We start from the raw sequence: 14190 nt of genomic DNA, 5'->3' as shown, positions 1-14190 counted from the left end.
GTGACGAGCGCAGGAATGAGGGCGGGTGAAGGACGTGGCCCTGGCTACTGGCGAGGCGGAGCGACACCGGCTAAGCTTTCCCTGTAGCAATAGGATTGATTCATGTCGCTTCGGCTTGCCACCTTCAATATCGAAAATCTCCTCACCCGTTTCGATTTCACCGGCTTTCGCAACCAGACGCGGCGCGACAGGGCGATCCAGCTTTTCGATATTCGCGACGAGGCGACCTATCAGGCGCTGGAAAGCGCGCGGATGGTCTCTTCCACCGACGACACGCGCCAGCTTTCGGCACTCGCCATTGCCGATGCCGACGCCGATATTCTCTGCCTGCAGGAAGTCGATAACATGGCGGCGCTGCAGGCCTTTGAATATGGCTATCTCTACCGCATGGTCGGCAATGGCTATCTGCAGAAATATCTGGTCGAGGGCAATGACAGCCGCGGCATCGATGTCGCCGTTGTCATGCGCGAGGAGACGCGCGACGGCGACAGGATCGAGGTGGTCGACATCAAGAGCCATGCGGCGCTGACCTATCGCAATCTCGATCTCTTCAATCCCGCGCTTGCCGCCACAAACCAGATCGACGACAAGATTTTCAAACGGGATTGCCTGGAAATCGATCTGAGGATCGGCGGCAAGCCGCTGACGCTTTACGTCACGCATTTCAAATCCATGACCAATGCCCGCGATGCCGTCGACGCCCGTATCGCCACCATGCCGATCCGCGAGGCGGAGGCCATGGCCGTGCGCCGTATCATTGAAAACCGCTGGGGTGTGGGCAACACCCGCAACAAGAATTTCGCGATCTGCGGCGATCTGAACGATTATCAGGAGCGTGTCGCGATTTCCGGCGACAGGCGCAGCGGCTACAGCTTCACGCCGGTCGAGGAGGAGCGCAGCGCGCTCGATATCCTCTCGGCCGATGGTTTCGTGGTCAATCCGATGATGCGCCGTGACGTCATGGATCGCTGGACGCTCTACCATTCACGCGGGCCGCAGGAACAGCATCTGTGCCAGCTCGACTATATCTGGCTGTCCCCGCGTCTGGCGGAGACGAACGCCACGCATGTTCCCGAAATCATTCGCAATGGGCAACCTTTCCGGACGATATTCCCGCCGGGGCAGGAGGTCGAACGTTATCCCCGCACTGGCTGGGATCGCCCCAAGGCTTCCGATCATTGCCCCGTGGTCATGACGCTGGATTTGATCTAGTCGCGGCGAAGTCTGCCGCCGGCGATGTTGTTAGCCGTTCGCGACCTTTGGGAAATAGGTTGCCCAGACCCGGTTGCGGCCCGCACGCTTGGCTTCGTAAAGCCGGTCGTCGGCGATGGCGATCAACTCGTCCCAGCTATTGATCGCACGCGCTTCCTGCCAGACCACGCCGAAACTTGCCGTCAGCGACAGGCCGCTTTGCTCATCGATGGTCTGGGCTTCGATCAGGCGGCGCAGGCGGTCTGCGGTGGCCGTCGCCGTGGCGTGGCTGACATCCTGCAGCACGACGACGAATTCCTCACCGCCATATCGGGCGAGAATGTCGTGCTTGCGCAATGCGCTGCGCAACAGGCCAGCGGTCTTCTGAAGCGCGATGTCACCCATGGCATGGCCGTAACGGTCATTGATCGATTTGAAATGGTCGATATCGACAATCATCACGCCGAGCGACTGACATTGCTCCTCGCCCGTCAATATGGAGCGAACCGCCTTTTCGAGTGCGCGGCGGTTGAAGACGCCCGTCAGCGCATCGGTTTCGGAAAGAGTGCGCAGCTGCTCGGCCAGCGCACGCTGCTGGTTTTCCATTTCGCCCTTCTGGCGAAGCTGTTCGCGCAGGAAATCCAGTTCCTCGAACATCTTCTTCACTTCCGGCGCAACCCTGTCCTCATGATTGCCCTCGGAAAGATCACCGCCGGCGATGGCGGCGATCTGCGTCTGGACGGATTGCATGGGACGGAACAGCGCGGTTTTGTAAACCGATGTCAGCCGCAACAGCACCAGCACAGCGATGCCGGCGAGAAAGAGCGAGGTTCCGCCATAGATCATGGCCTCCTGCTTTTTCTTTTCGATCCGCGCGCGCGTTTCGGACAGAATAAGGTCGCGCAGGGTGTCGGACGATCGCATGCCGGCAATATAGTTTCTGGAGAATTCAAGCGCGCTTGGCTGGGCGGATGGCACCGCCATCACGATCGTGTTCTGCGCGTAACGCAAGGCCTGACCGAAATATTGGGTTTCAAGATCGCGCAATGCGCCGTCCAGCCGCGGCGTCGAGAGATAGGCGGCGGTATAATTGGTCAGCGATGCTTTCAGCGACAGCAGGCTCTGCATCTCGGTATCGAACTTGGCGCGATAACCGAGCGTTTCCTGCCGGTTCGCCTTGAGACTCATGATGACATAGGAACCGAGGCGGCCGATCCGGTCGCGCATCACGCCCGCCGTGCCCGTCATGGCGATGTCGATCGCCACGTCGGGCGTCACCTTGATGATGGCGCGTGCGGCCCTGCCGCGCAGCAGATTGACGCTGTCCGCCGCCTTGAACATCGATGCAATCGCATTGGACATTGCGCCGTGGTTACGCGCGTCAGGGGGGAGCGCGGCAACCTGATCGATCAGCTCTCGCGATTGCTCGAGCTTCTGGCGGGTATCAGCAAGCGACTTCGCCAGTTCAGGCTGTGTTCTGATATCGTTGGCGAAGGATTGCTCCAGCTCCGACAGCTTGTCGTCCGTTGCCTTGCGCGCGGCGGCAAGCCCTTCGGTTAGCCTTGCATCCGGCACGGATGCGCCCATCAGATTATTGGCGGGGCCTCGCTCGGCCGACACCAGCCATGCGGACTGGAGAGCAGTTTCAAAGCGGCTGAGCTGCGCGGCATTTGTGCGATAACGCAGATAATTATGGACGCTGGGCAGCGCGGCAAGGGTTGCCAGCAGGATGGAGCTTACGGCGATGATGATCGTGCCCGTCAGCTGGATTTTCTGTATGCTTGCGCGCATATGATGCGTTGTTCTCACTGGAATGGTTATGTTTCATCGCCATTCTAGTGGTGCTGCGTAAATACTTCGCTTATTTTCCGGGCCTTTTGCTACAATTGCGATCATGCGGACAGCCCGGCCGGCCACGGTGTGGAAAAGCGGTCTGTCGGTGCCACGGCGTTAGTTTTTACTTTACACCAAGTCAGAATCTGATAGTTGGCAAGGCACTGGCTTGCCCTTGTAGCTCAGTTGGTAGAGCACCTGATTTGTAATCAGGGGGTCGCGGGTTCGAACCCTGCCGGGGGCACCAGTAAAATCAATCGCTTAATCCTGAAATCTATTTGGTTGAATGAACCGTGTGACGGGTGGCGCTTTGCGTTTGCCGCCGCCGGTGGTTGAGCCCTGAGGAAACTGGAGTGACCGGCTTCGGCCTGCCAGCCCGGGAGACTTTCGCACCGGGAAGCCGGTTTAGCCCACCAGAAGGCGAGATCGGGAAGGGCGGGGAATCCGCCAGAGTTGTAAAGCCCCAAGTTTTAAGCATATTGTTCGGCAGATAAGTTGAGCAAAGCGGGCGCTTTCAATGGATGCATATGGTCATTTGCGGATATTGGTAAGCCTCATCCTCGGCCTGGCCATTACCAGGGTGTTGTCCGGACTTTCCAGAAGGTTGCAGGAGCCGCAGAAAACCGACCGTATGCATGCGCAGATCGTCTGGTCGATTGCCCTGCTTCTTGGAGCTGTGCATTTCTGGTGGTGGGAATTTGCCCTGCGGCTGATCCACAACTGGAATTTCTGGATTTACATTTTCGTTCTGGTCTACACGTCGCTGTTCTTTTTGATGTCGACGCTGCTTTATCCCGATCACATTCAGGAGCTGTCCGAACGGGAAAGTTTTTTCGTGCGCAGGCGACATGCGTTCTTTGCCCTGTTTGCCGCCTCGTTCGTCTTCGATCTGGTGGACACCTACATCAAGGGCAGGGAACATTTCGAACAGCTTGGGCCATGGTATCTGGCAAGGATAGTCGGCGGTCTGCTTATCGCGATTGTGGCGATGAGAACCGATAGCAGCCGCAAAATCATGTGGCTCGGTGTTATCTGGCTCTTCTTTAACGCGCTCTGGATAACAGCGATCTACAGCGACCTGTTCTAGCTCCTTCAGTGGCAAAGTAACCGGATCGCGAGCCGCGGCTGCGAGTGGAACGCGCAAGCGCGCAATGCGGGGTGGCGGTTTCGATGATCGCCTACGGCTTTATGTGATAGAGCTTGTGCACGATAGACCAGTTGCCGTCGCGTTCCAGCAGGGACAGATATTCGTAAAAATCCATACCGTCGAAACGGGTCGTCAGTTTCACCGAGGCGCTGTCGCCTTCCTTGTCGATGCCCATGATTTCAAAAGCGGGATCGTGATCGGGGAGGCCGCGTTCGCTTTTGCGCATCTGGTCGACAAAGTCCTCCAGTGACAGCCATTCGATCTCGCCTTCGAAGGTTCCGACGATGCTGGCGCGCGGGTCGAAAACGTCACGCATCAGGCTCTCATCCGCATAGGCCATGGCATGGACATAGTCCGTGACGGTCTGGGTAATCGTTTGCGGCATCGGATCATCCTCCCTTCTAATCCAAAGGCCAAGCTTACACCCGTTGGCGTCTTTCCACCATAACCGCCTGAAAACGCGCCGGTTACGCTTCTTCCTGCGGTGTTTCCCGCCGGTTGCGGCAGGCGCGGTGCGAAACCGTGCGGCATGTTTTGCCGCCGCTTTCCACAATTTTGTCCTGCCTGTCATTATAGTCGCCTTGGGTCCGACAAATTTCGGCATCAAGGGCTTTTCCGCCCGTTATTATGCGGCGCGCCGCGAGGCTTTGTGTGGGCTTTGCCGGTTTAACCGCCCGGGCGGGGTGCCGCGCCGGGCGGAATTGGCCTATGATCCGCCCGCGTGCCAAACGGTAGCGGTGTTGGGCATGCGGGTAACAGTTTGCGTTTGAAGGTGTTTTTGTGATTGATCCCTATGTTTTGCTTGGCGTGGAGCGCGATGCCGACGAGGCGGCGATCAAGTCGGCCTACCGCAAGGTGGCCAAGGCCGCGCATCCCGATAGCGGCGGCGATGCCGAGCAATTCGCGCGCCTGCAGACGGCCTATGAGCTGCTGAAGGATCCGGTGCGCCGTAAGGTATTCGACGATACCGGTTACGATCCGCAGCTTGCCGACGCCAAGGACCTCAAGGGCCTGCTGATGCTGGAAACGCTGGTGAATGAATTCATTCTGGACGAACGCGAACCCGGCAGTTTCGACCCCGTGGCCGCCATGCGCCGCAAGCTGACCGACGATATTCTGAAAAGCCGTTTCCATATTCTCGAGCTGGAACGGCACCGCACCCGGGTTCGCAAACATATGGACCGTCTCGGCCGCAAGCCGGAAACCGATGTGCTGAGTTCGATGCTGCGCGCCCGCAGCCAGTCCATCGCCGAAGCCATCCGTAATGCCGAAGCCCAGATCGAGGCAATCGAACAGGCCTATACGATGCTCGAAGGTTATTCCTACGAGCTGGAAAGCGTGACTTTGGCCGAGCCCTTGCTGAAAGGCGAGGCGGCGGAATAGGCGGCTGTTCAGGGGCCGTTGACGAGGGCGAGGATGAGCTGATGCACCCGCCCGCCGGGGGAAAGCTCGTCCCGGTCGAAATCGCGGCCGCGCTGGCGCTGCTCGTTGGAAAGCTCACCCAGCCGCTGTTGCAGAACGGCGCGCACCTTCTGGCATTTGGCATCGTTCTCCGCCCTCAACCCGATGCTGAAGGCTTCGATCTTTTTCACCATGTCGAGAATATGGTCACCATGGACGCGTTCATGGGTTTCCACGCCGGAAATGAAGGTCCTCCAGCTGGCGGCGACGGCGGGCGGCAGATTGGCGGGCGCTTTCGGCCAGGTGTAGATGATTGTGAGATTGGGCCTTGCGGTGGCCAGCACGCAGGCGCCATCCGGCTGCGGACGGTAATCCCGCCGCCATGTCAGCTTGAAGGTGGTGTGGGCAATCGCCTGCACACCGGCGGTCGGACCGCGCTCGCCAATCGATTGATAAAGCGCACCGCCCGAATTGCCGCTGATGGCATAGGTTTTTATCTGCTCGACCGGTTTCCAGTCGGCCGCCTGCGCTGACAGCGGCAGGGCGCCGAGCGTGATGGCGGTGCTGATGGCAAAGGAAAAGAGGCTATTGGCGGGCACGCAGCGATCCTTGATGATTTGCGCGCCGAAGATAGGCGAGAGGCGCGCCGTCAGGCAAGGGCCCTCCGGCGGGGAGTGCCAGGTTTCCCGATAGGTCGCCACATATGAAAACCCCCGCGACAGGGCGCGGGGGGACAAGCTTGCGGACTGCAGGGGTAATCAGTCGTCCAGCTTGTCGTAATCGAGCTTCGGAGCGTTCTGAAGCGCTTCCTTGGTGGTGTCGACATAGGCCTTCCAGGTGCCGTTGTCGTTGTGGACCGCGACGGAAGCTGGGTCGAGCACCACATAGCTCTTGTCGATGCCGAGGAAGCCGCCGACGCTGGCCACCAGGCCGATCACCGACTTGCCGTCACCGATGACGACATCTTCGATTTCACCGATGTTTTCGTTCTGGGCGTTGTAGATGTCCATGCCATCGAGCTGGGAGGCGGTGAGGTCGGTCTTCTGGACATTGACGAACTTCAGCGGGCCGCTGGCCTTGGTGCCCATGGTAATGCCAGGGCCGGACAAAGTGGCGTCCGCGCCGGCAGCAGGAGCAGTAGTGGCCGTCTGGGCAAAAGCCACGGAAGAGGAGAGCGCTGCTGCGGCAGCGAGAGCGATGACCTTGATTTTCATGATGTTTCTTCCCTTTGTATGCTGAACGTTGCGTTCGGGGAGGAAACGATGGGAGGCGGATTTGGTTCCTCATGGGAGGACAGGAAAATTTCGTCTATGCTGAAAAAAGGAACAGGCGTGCGTCGAAATCGGGAGGATGTCATGGCGAAAAACACGGTGGCGAAAGATGCAGAGGAGACCGCACCGTCGGACTTCATCGACCGCAAGATCGCGGAGCTCGGCGACTGGCGCGGTGAAACGCTCGCGCATATTCGCGCGGTGATCAGGAAGGCCGATCCGGAGGTGGTGGAAGAGGTGAAATGGCGCGGCGTGCCGGTCTGGTCGCATGCGGGCATCCTTTGCACCGGCGAAACCTACAAAAGCGCGGTGAAGATGACATTTGCGAAGGGTGCCTCGCTGGAGGACCCGGCGGGCCTGTTCAATTCAAGTCTGGAGGGAAACACACGGCGGGCGATTGATTTTCACGAGGGGGATGTCGTGGATGAGGAGGCGCTGGCGGCGCTGATCCGGGCGGCGGTGGCGTTGAATGTTGCCGGGAAAAAAGTAAAGATTGAAGGGATTTAAAGGAGGGTTCTGCTTGGAGAATACACTAGGTAATAGAAAACGAATCCTTTCCGAGGTTATAAGCTTGGAGGCGTGGCAACAGCCCGGTGGTAACCCGTCTCAGGTTAATTTGCATGCTGACGTTGTTTTTAAGGAAGGTCGTATTGGCGGAGAGGAGGCGTCTAAGATTCGTTTCAGGCTTAGTGTTAGGCGTGCGGAACTAATTGTTATTATTCCTGAGAATGAACCGCTGGTGGCAATTCCAAGTTCGGTCGCGAGGGACAGCATCGCTATCGAGGGTACCAAGACCTCGCGCGTTCATCGTACGTCTGGCATGTCCTCTTCCGCAAAGTTGTCTAGCAAACTTAGCACTTTGGGAGTTCGCGCAGAACTTGACGGGAATATAAATGCTTCAATGAACTCCGATGCCGAAGAAGTTTTTGAAAAAAAGCAGTTATTGCGACCGATTTCTGTTGAACAGTCCCTCACTGTAGATGGGCACTATCGTTGGGAGATGTTCAGTGAAGTTAACAGTGTATTGAGAGGTAGGCCATGGAAGGTCATTGAAGAACCTCGTCTTACTCTAGTTGATAAGAGAGTCGATCAGAGAAAGGGTATTCCTCCGGTTGTAAATATACGAGTAAGATGCCTGCGAGAGGATATCGTTATTTCTGATATCTCCATAAAAGATGAGGGTAAGTGGAGTATGATTAAGTCAGGATCTTTTTTCAAAAATAAATTGATTGCTGCTCAAGCATACATACGGAGCATGCTTGTAAGCGAAGGGTTGAATAGCGGTGATTTGTCTGACCCGTTCTGCTCTATAGATCTTGCTTACATCGCTGTAGATCGGACCTGCGTGTGATGCATTGGTTGAACAAGATTCTTGAACTTTTCGACTCGGAGTCTGGCGATCTTAGGCGTCTGGCGGAATTGGCTGGTAGTGATCCAACGCATTTTTATTATGGGACGGATATATCGGGCGCTGATATACGGGGACAAGATTTAAGAGGAATGACATTTTTAAATTTGGACCTGTCCAAGATAATATATGATAAGGAAACGAAAATAGATGGATATAATTTTGATGGCATCAGTGTCTTTCCTCGAGACGAACTCGAATTAATAGACAAAATAACTGATTTGCAGATTAAGAAAGAGATTGCTCTCATCCATAGAATGAAGCGACAAGAAGAAAGGTTGGTAGCTATAATTAAACTTTACATAAACAATCATGGATTTGAGAATCTGATTGATGAATTGTATTTTGAAAAGGGAAAGTATGCATTTGGTGTTGTAAGGGAATTTCGTGCTGTCTATGATGCAGATTTGTTCGGCGAAAATATAAAAAAAAGAAAGCTATTAAAATTTATTGATGGGTTTATTAACAAGTCATTTCCGCAAAATAGAGGGTATGTCGTTCTTTATTTGGCTAAGTACTTCGGTGGCGATCCAGAAATATCTGAGCTGATACGTAGGCGTCTTCTTCCAAACGTTACGATGTCGAGGCACTTTGAAGAAACAATAGCTTTCTTAAAGGAGTGGAAGATAAAAACAGCGAAAAAAAAGAAAACTCCTCTCTAACGCCCCGGCCGGCCCGTCTTGCCCTTGGTTCGGCTCTTGCGTTTCTGCTCGCCGGCGTCCTCATAGGAACCCGCGCCGATCTTGCCGCGTACCAGCGGTCGGGGATCGTCCGTGGCGCGCTCCGGCTGGCCTTCGAGAAGCGGTGAGAACCGTTTGCCGGGTTCGGTCTCGGGCTTGTCGGGCAACGCGCCGCGCACGGGTTTTTCGGTTCTGCCCACCGTCATCTCATCCAGTGTGTTCCTGCGGAATAGCGGTTTTCCCGCATCCGAGCCGGGGCCCATTTCGTCGAGCGAGGGTTTGGCGAAGAGGGATTTGCCGCTTTCGTTCGCTGCGGCGTCCGTCTCTGTCCTGCCGGATGTCTCACCCTCCGGTGGGGAGATCGACAAGTGGCTGCGTCTGTTGTTTTTTCCGCCGCCTTCGATGGCGCGGGCCTCTTCCTTGGCCATCGGGTCGTCCATGGTCGCCAGCTCGGCGGCCTTGAGGCGTTTGATTTCGTCGCGCAGGCGGGCGGCTTTTTCGAAGTCGAGATCGGCTGCGGCGTCGCGCATGGATTTTTCCAGCGCGTTGAGATGGGCCTGCAGATTGTTGCCGACGAGATGGCCGCCATCGGCGAAGCCCTTGCCGGAAACGCCAGAAATATCGGCCCTTACGTGATCGCGCTCATAAACAGAATCAAGAATGTCGGAAATCTTCGCCTTGACCGATTCCGGCGTGATGCCGTGTTCGGCGTTGTAGGCCATCTGCTTTTCGCGGCGGCGGGAGGTTTCCTCCATCGCCCGCTTCATCGAGCCGGTGATGTTGTCGGCATAGAGGATGACCTTGCCGTCGACGTTACGGGCGGCGCGGCCAATGGTCTGGATCAGCGAGGTTTCCGAGCGCAGGAAACCTTCCTTGTCGGCATCGAGGATGGCGACGAAACCGCATTCGGGAATGTCGAGGCCTTCACGCAGCAGGTTGATACCGACGAGCACGTCGAAGGCGCCGAGGCGCAGGTCGCGGATGATTTCGATGCGCTCCAGCGTGTCGATATCCGAGTGCATGTAACGGACGCGGACGCCCTGTTCATGCAGATATTCGGTCAGGTCCTCGGCCATGCGTTTGGTCAGCACGGTGCAGAGCGTGCGATAACCCTTGGCGGCGGTCTCGCGGATTTCGCCGAGAACATCGTCGACCTGGCTGCGGGCGGAGCGCACTTCCACCGGCGGGTCGATGAGGCCGGTCGGGCGGATGACCTGTTCGGCAAAGACGCCGCCGGACTGTTCCATCTCCCATGAGCCGGGTGTTGCCGAAACCGCCACGGTGAGCGGGCGCATCGCATCCCATTCCTCGAAGCGCAGCGGCCGGTTGTCCATGCAGGAGGGCAGGCGGAAGCCATATTCGGCCAGCGTCGCCTTGCGCCTGAAGTCGCCGCGATACATGCCGCCGATCTGGCTGACGGAGACGTGGCTTTCGTCGATGAACAGCAGCGCGTTATCAGGGATATATTCGAACAGGGTCGGCGGCGGTTCGCCGGGATTGCGGCCGGTGAGATAACGCGAATAGTTCTCGATGCCGGCGCAGGAGCCGGTCGCTTCCAGCATCTCGATATCGTAGCGGGTACGCTGCTCCAGCCGCTGGGCTTCCAGCAGACGCCCGGCCTTTTCCAGTTCGGCGAGGCGGCCCTTCAGCTCTTCCTTGATCGACTTGATCGCGCCGTTCAGCGTCGGGCGTGGGGTCACATAGTGCGAATTGGCGTAAATCTTGACCGATTGCAGGTCGCCGGTCTTCTGGCCCGTCAAGGGGTCGAATTCGGTGATGGAATCGATCTCGTCGCCGAACATCGATATGCGCCAGGCGGCATCTTCAAGGTGGGCGGGGAAGATTTCGATGGTATCGCCGCGCACGCGGAACGAGCCGCGCTGGAAATCCATGTCGCGGCGTTTGTATTGCTGGGCTACGAGGTCGGCCAGAAGCTGGCGCTGGTCCAGCCGGTCACCCACCTGCATCTGGAAGGTCATGGCCGTATAGGTCTCGACCGAACCGATACCGTAGATACAGGAGACCGAGGCGACGATGATGCAGTCGTCGCGTTCCAGCAGCGAGCGGGTGGCGGAGTGGCGCATCCGGTCGATCTGTTCGTTGATCGAGGATTCCTTCTCGATGAAGGTGTCGGAGCGCGGCACATAGGCTTCCGGCTGGTAATAATCGTAGTAGGAGACGAAATATTCCACCGCATTATCGGGGAAGAAGTTCTTGAACTCCGAATAGAGCTGCGCGGCCAGCGTCTTGTTGGGCGCAAGGATGACGGCTGGTCGCTGCGTCGCCTCGATCACCTTGGCCATGGTGAAGGTCTTGCCCGAGCCGGTGACGCCGAGCAGCACCTGGCTGCGTTCGCCGGAATTGATGCCTTCGACGAGGTCGGCAATGGCCGTCGGCTGGTCACCTGCGGGCTTGTACTCTGAAGCCATGCGGATCGGCACGCCGCCTTCCGATTTCGGCGGCCGGGCCGGGCGGTGCGGCGTCCACAGCTTGCCGTCCTTGAACAGCGGATTGCCGCTCTCGATCAGCTTCGAGAGCGCGTCCACCGTGGCGGTGACGGCGCCGGGCGCAAGGTTGGCGGCATCCTCCAGCGATACGTCCATGCCGGCGACCGGATTGAGACCGGCGGCGGCGCGGGTTTTCGGATCGCTCGATGCGCCGACGGAAACGCCGCGTGCGGTCTTGGAGGCCGTGGTGTTCTTGGCCGTCTTCGGGGGGGCTTTCTGGGCCTCCTTGCGCGCTTCGATCTCGATCTTCTTGCGGTGCTTGCCCGCCTTCGAGGCGATTTCGCGCTGGGTTTCCACGGAGGAAGCCTCCGCTTCCGCCTCGAGCTGCTTCACCCAATCGGCGACGCTGCCGCTGAGCGGCGCGCCTTCGAAGGACGATTGCGGAGCTTCCTCGAAGCCCGAGGGCGAGGAGGTGGAGTTTTTCGGTGATCTGGCCATAGGCGAAATATGGAGGGAGTCACGCATAAAGGGAAGGGGATGCGGTGAAAAAATGAGTACAAAAAGGAAACGAAGCGTGCGGAACAAAATTCGGCCGGATGCGTTGCGTAGCGGCTGAAGACAGCTTTGTTCAAATCCGTCGGAAATCGATTTCGGTTTTCGGGCGGATGCGCTAGAGCAAATCCATACGGGCGGAATGAGGGTTCCCTTCTGACTGCCTTCTCTGCCGCATTTCATGACATCCCTCCTTTTTCCAGGACCCATCATGCCGTTCTCAATCAGCCCTGCCCATATCTGGCCTGTCCTGATGCTCATCGCCTCCAATGTTTTCATGACCTTCGCCTGGTACGGCCATCTCAAGCACAAGGGCAGCGCGCTCTTCCTGGCGATTGTCGCCAGCTGGGGCATCGCCTTCTTCGAATATGTGCTTGCCGTTCCCGCCAACCGCATCGGTTCGGAGGTCTATTCGACCGCGCAGCTCAAGACCATTCAGGAAGTCATCACGCTCGCGGTCTTCGCGCTGTTTTCTATCTTCTGGCTGAAGGAAAGCATCACCATCAATCACGTGATCGGTTTCGCGCTGATCGCTTTCGGTGCGTCCTTCATTTTCCGCTCCTGAAAAGGAAAAAATACCCCGGCGCTTGCCGGCCCGGAACCAGTCGCAACGGATATGGGTGATGTATCGATGAAAATACGGCCTGCGACAGTTGACGATGCAAGGGGAATGGCGGCGGTTCAGAACGAGATATTCTCGGCCGGCCTCCGAAAAGCGCCGACGGACATTACGGCGGTGCTGGAGAATTACCTCCAGCACGCCGACCGTATCGAATGCTCGGTCGCCGAGGACGGCGACGGGCGTATCCTGGGCTTCCAGTCGCTGCGTTATGCGCGCACGGACAATCCCTATGGCGTGGCGGAAGGCTGGGGCATCATCGGCACCCATGTCAGCCCGCAGGCGGCGCGAAGAGGCGTGGGATCCGCCCTCTTCGCGGCAACGCGCAGCGCAGCGGAGGCGCGTGGCCTTAAAAATATCGATGCCAGCATCGGTGCGGACAACATGCTCGGCCAAAGCTATTACGACGCCATGGGATTTACGACCTATCGCCAACCGGAGGGGCTGGTCTGCAAGGTTTACCGGCTGGGATAGACGCGGTCTGCTCCCGGTCAGCCGCGATTGTCGTTTTCGGAATATTGCAGGCGGGCCTTGCAGATGCGAACGTGGTTCTCGTCAGCCCATTGCACCAGCAATTGCATCGGCACCAGAAACGAGCGGCCGAGATTGGTCAGCTCATATTCAACGCGCGGCGGCACCTCGGCATAAAGCGTGCGGCGGATGAAGCCATCCTCTTCCAGCCGTTTCAGCGTGCGGGACAACATCTGCTTGGAAATATCGTCGATCCTGCGGTTCAGCTCGTTGAAGCGCAGCACGCCGCCCTGCAGGGCTTCCAGAACCAAAAGGCTCCATTGATCGCCGATACGGTCGAGCACATCGCGGATGGGGCAGGGCTGGTCGAAGGCAAAAACCTCTTTCGTCTGCGTATCCGCCATGTCCTTACCCCTTGCCCTTTTACCCTTGCAGGTCATCGCCATGTGACCAGATCAGCCGCCGCTGACTTCTTGCGGCTATGGCTGCGATACCATAGCTCTTCTTCTAGGTCTATAATCTAGACCGGTAACGATAGTGACAAGAGGAAAGAAGCCATGGCTAAAATCGCGCTCATCGGCGCTTCCGGCAATGCCGGGTCCCGTATTCTGAAGGAACTTTCCGACCGGGGACATCACGTGACGGCAATTGCCCGCAATCCCGAAAAGATCGCCAGCCTGCCGAATGTGGTGGCAAAGGAGGGCGATGTTTTCGATCAGGCAGGGCTTTCGGAACTGCTGAAGGGTCACGATGCCGTGATCAGTTCGGTGCATTTCACCGCCAGCGATCCGGCAAGGCTGATCGAGGCCGTGCGCGCCTCCGGCGTTCAGCGCTATCTCGTCGTCGGCGGCGCCGGCAGCCTTGAAATTGCGCCGGGCCAGCGTGTGGTCGACCTGCCGGATTTCCCGGCCGCCTACAAGGCTGAAGCGACCAAGGGCGCGGAGTTTCTGGACCGGCTGAAACAGGAAAAGCAGCTCGACTGGACCTTCCTGTCGCCATCCGCCGAATTCGTGCCGGGCGAAAGAACGGGCAAATTCCGCATCGGCAAGGATAATCTCCTCAGCAACGATGAGGGCAGCCGCATTTCCTTCGAAGACTATGCCATCGCGCTTGTCGATGAAATCGAGAAGCCGCAGCATTCCCGCCAGCGTTTCACCGTCGGTTATTGAG

15 protein-coding genes and 1 tRNA gene are annotated in these 14190 nt (G+C 57.8%); 10 read left to right on the top strand and 6 right to left on the bottom strand.

The genetic code is table 11. The annotated features are described in order from the left end of the window. Positions 1 to 102 precede the first annotated feature (102 nt). On the top strand, positions 103 to 1212 hold the full coding sequence (locus F3H58_RS01245; RefSeq protein ID WP_003522405.1) for an endonuclease/exonuclease/phosphatase family protein: 1110 nt from the start codon (positions 103 to 105) through the stop codon (positions 1210 to 1212). Positions 1213 to 1242: 30 nt separating this feature from the next. Here the strand turns inward: F3H58_RS01245 and F3H58_RS01240 are convergent, their stop codons facing one another. Beyond that, the gene (locus F3H58_RS01240) at positions 1243 to 2982 is read right to left on the bottom strand and encodes a GGDEF domain-containing protein (RefSeq protein WP_149740942.1); all 1740 of its coding nucleotides are present in this window, start codon (positions 2980 to 2982) and stop codon (positions 1243 to 1245) included. Positions 2983 to 3195: 213 nt separating this feature from the next. Here F3H58_RS01240 and F3H58_RS01235 point away from each other — a divergent pair. Continuing rightward, positions 3196 to 3271, top strand: a tRNA-Thr gene (locus tag F3H58_RS01235). A 270-nt stretch (positions 3272 to 3541) separates the two neighbouring features. Next, the gene (locus F3H58_RS01230; RefSeq protein WP_065655864.1) at positions 3542 to 4111 is read left to right on the top strand and encodes a hypothetical protein; all 570 of its coding nucleotides are present in this window, start codon (positions 3542 to 3544) and stop codon (positions 4109 to 4111) included. Between the two features lie 91 nt (positions 4112 to 4202). Here F3H58_RS01230 and F3H58_RS01225 read toward each other — a convergent pair whose 3' ends face one another. Further along, complete coding sequence (locus F3H58_RS01225; RefSeq protein ID WP_003522435.1) at positions 4203 to 4556, bottom strand: nuclear transport factor 2 family protein; 354 nt, start codon at positions 4554 to 4556, stop codon at positions 4203 to 4205. A gap of 395 nt (positions 4557 to 4951) precedes the next feature. Between F3H58_RS01225 and F3H58_RS01220 the strand changes: the two genes are divergently transcribed. Next, positions 4952 to 5554: a J domain-containing protein gene (locus F3H58_RS01220; protein ID WP_003522436.1), complete on the top strand. Its 603-nt coding sequence runs from the start codon at positions 4952 to 4954 to the stop codon at positions 5552 to 5554. Positions 5555 to 5562: 8 nt separating this feature from the next. On the opposite strand, the gene F3H58_RS01215 is transcribed toward F3H58_RS01220, so the two are convergent. Then, positions 5563 to 6171, bottom strand: a complete 609-nt coding sequence (locus F3H58_RS01215; protein WP_149741322.1) for a DUF922 domain-containing Zn-dependent protease — start codon at positions 6169 to 6171, stop codon at positions 5563 to 5565. A gap of 159 nt (positions 6172 to 6330) precedes the next feature. Further along, positions 6331 to 6786: a PRC-barrel domain-containing protein gene (locus tag F3H58_RS01210; RefSeq protein ID WP_003522438.1), complete on the bottom strand. Its 456-nt coding sequence runs from the start codon at positions 6784 to 6786 to the stop codon at positions 6331 to 6333. Positions 6787 to 6927: 141 nt separating this feature from the next. Here F3H58_RS01210 and F3H58_RS01205 point away from each other — a divergent pair, with 141 nt between their 5' ends. Genes F3H58_RS01205 through F3H58_RS01195 form a run of 3 tightly spaced genes read left to right on the top strand, consistent with a single transcriptional unit; the run spans position 6928 to position 8913 of the window. Next, the gene (locus tag F3H58_RS01205; RefSeq protein ID WP_149741321.1) at positions 6928 to 7350 is read left to right on the top strand and encodes a DUF1801 domain-containing protein; all 423 of its coding nucleotides are present in this window, start codon (positions 6928 to 6930) and stop codon (positions 7348 to 7350) included. A 13-nt stretch (positions 7351 to 7363) separates the two neighbouring features. Further along, the gene (locus F3H58_RS01200) at positions 7364 to 8194 is read left to right on the top strand and encodes a hypothetical protein (protein ID WP_149740941.1); all 831 of its coding nucleotides are present in this window, start codon (positions 7364 to 7366) and stop codon (positions 8192 to 8194) included. An 8-nt stretch (positions 8195 to 8202) separates the two neighbouring features. Continuing rightward, positions 8203 to 8913, top strand: a complete 711-nt coding sequence (locus F3H58_RS01195) for a hypothetical protein (RefSeq protein ID WP_149740940.1) — start codon at positions 8203 to 8205, stop codon at positions 8911 to 8913. Here the strand turns inward: F3H58_RS01195 and uvrB are convergent. Continuing rightward, positions 8910 to 11876 (bottom strand): excinuclease ABC subunit UvrB, encoded by a 2967-nt coding sequence (gene uvrB, locus F3H58_RS01190; RefSeq protein WP_149740939.1) that lies wholly within the window; start codon positions 11874 to 11876, stop codon positions 8910 to 8912. The two genes, F3H58_RS01195 and uvrB, sit on opposite strands and share 4 nt — an antisense overlap. A gap of 265 nt (positions 11877 to 12141) precedes the next feature. Between uvrB and F3H58_RS01185 the strand changes: the two genes are divergently transcribed. Beyond that, complete coding sequence (locus tag F3H58_RS01185) at positions 12142 to 12495, top strand: DMT family protein (protein WP_003507620.1); 354 nt, start codon at positions 12142 to 12144, stop codon at positions 12493 to 12495. A gap of 105 nt (positions 12496 to 12600) precedes the next feature. Then, on the top strand, positions 12601 to 13023 hold the full coding sequence (locus F3H58_RS01180; RefSeq protein WP_149741320.1) for a GNAT family N-acetyltransferase: 423 nt from the start codon (positions 12601 to 12603) through the stop codon (positions 13021 to 13023). Between the two features lie 17 nt (positions 13024 to 13040). Here the strand turns inward: F3H58_RS01180 and F3H58_RS01175 are convergent, their stop codons facing one another. Then, positions 13041 to 13424, bottom strand: coding sequence for a winged helix-turn-helix transcriptional regulator (locus F3H58_RS01175; protein ID WP_065655871.1), 384 nt, complete (start codon positions 13422 to 13424; stop codon positions 13041 to 13043). Positions 13425 to 13577: 153 nt separating this feature from the next. On the opposite strand from F3H58_RS01175, the gene F3H58_RS01170 reads away from it, so the two are divergent. Then, the gene (locus tag F3H58_RS01170) at positions 13578 to 14189 is read left to right on the top strand and encodes an NAD(P)-dependent oxidoreductase (protein WP_149740938.1); all 612 of its coding nucleotides are present in this window, start codon (positions 13578 to 13580) and stop codon (positions 14187 to 14189) included. Position 14190 lies beyond the last annotated feature (1 nt).

Source organism: Rhizobium sp. NFACC06-2 (genome assembly GCF_900101425.1).
GTDB classification, from domain to species: Bacteria; Pseudomonadota; Alphaproteobacteria; order Rhizobiales; family Rhizobiaceae; genus Agrobacterium; species Agrobacterium leguminum.
This window is presented reverse-complemented; position numbering and strand designations above follow the sequence as displayed.

Coding starts and splice junctions, on each gene's coding strand:
- F3H58_RS01245 (WP_003522405.1), top strand. CDS start 103: ATGTCGCTTCGGCTTGCCACCTTCAATATCGAAAATCTCCTCACCCGT.
- F3H58_RS01240 (WP_149740942.1), bottom strand. CDS start 2,982: ATGCGCGCAAGCATACAGAAAATCCAGCTGACGGGCACGATCATCATC.
- F3H58_RS01230 (WP_065655864.1), top strand. CDS start 3,542: ATGGATGCATATGGTCATTTGCGGATATTGGTAAGCCTCATCCTCGGC.
- F3H58_RS01225 (WP_003522435.1), bottom strand. CDS start 4,556: ATGCCGCAAACGATTACCCAGACCGTCACGGACTATGTCCATGCCATG.
- F3H58_RS01210 (WP_003522438.1), bottom strand. CDS start 6,786: ATGAAAATCAAGGTCATCGCTCTCGCTGCCGCAGCAGCGCTCTCCTCT.
- F3H58_RS01205 (WP_149741321.1), top strand. CDS start 6,928: ATGGCGAAAAACACGGTGGCGAAAGATGCAGAGGAGACCGCACCGTCG.
- uvrB (WP_149740939.1), bottom strand. CDS start 11,876: ATGGCCAGATCACCGAAAAACTCCACCTCCTCGCCCTCGGGCTTCGAG.
- F3H58_RS01185 (WP_003507620.1), top strand. CDS start 12,142: ATGCCGTTCTCAATCAGCCCTGCCCATATCTGGCCTGTCCTGATGCTC.
- F3H58_RS01180 (WP_149741320.1), top strand. CDS start 12,601: ATGGCGGCGGTTCAGAACGAGATATTCTCGGCCGGCCTCCGAAAAGCG.
- F3H58_RS01175 (WP_065655871.1), bottom strand. CDS start 13,424: ATGGCGGATACGCAGACGAAAGAGGTTTTTGCCTTCGACCAGCCCTGC.
- F3H58_RS01170 (WP_149740938.1), top strand. CDS start 13,578: ATGGCTAAAATCGCGCTCATCGGCGCTTCCGGCAATGCCGGGTCCCGT.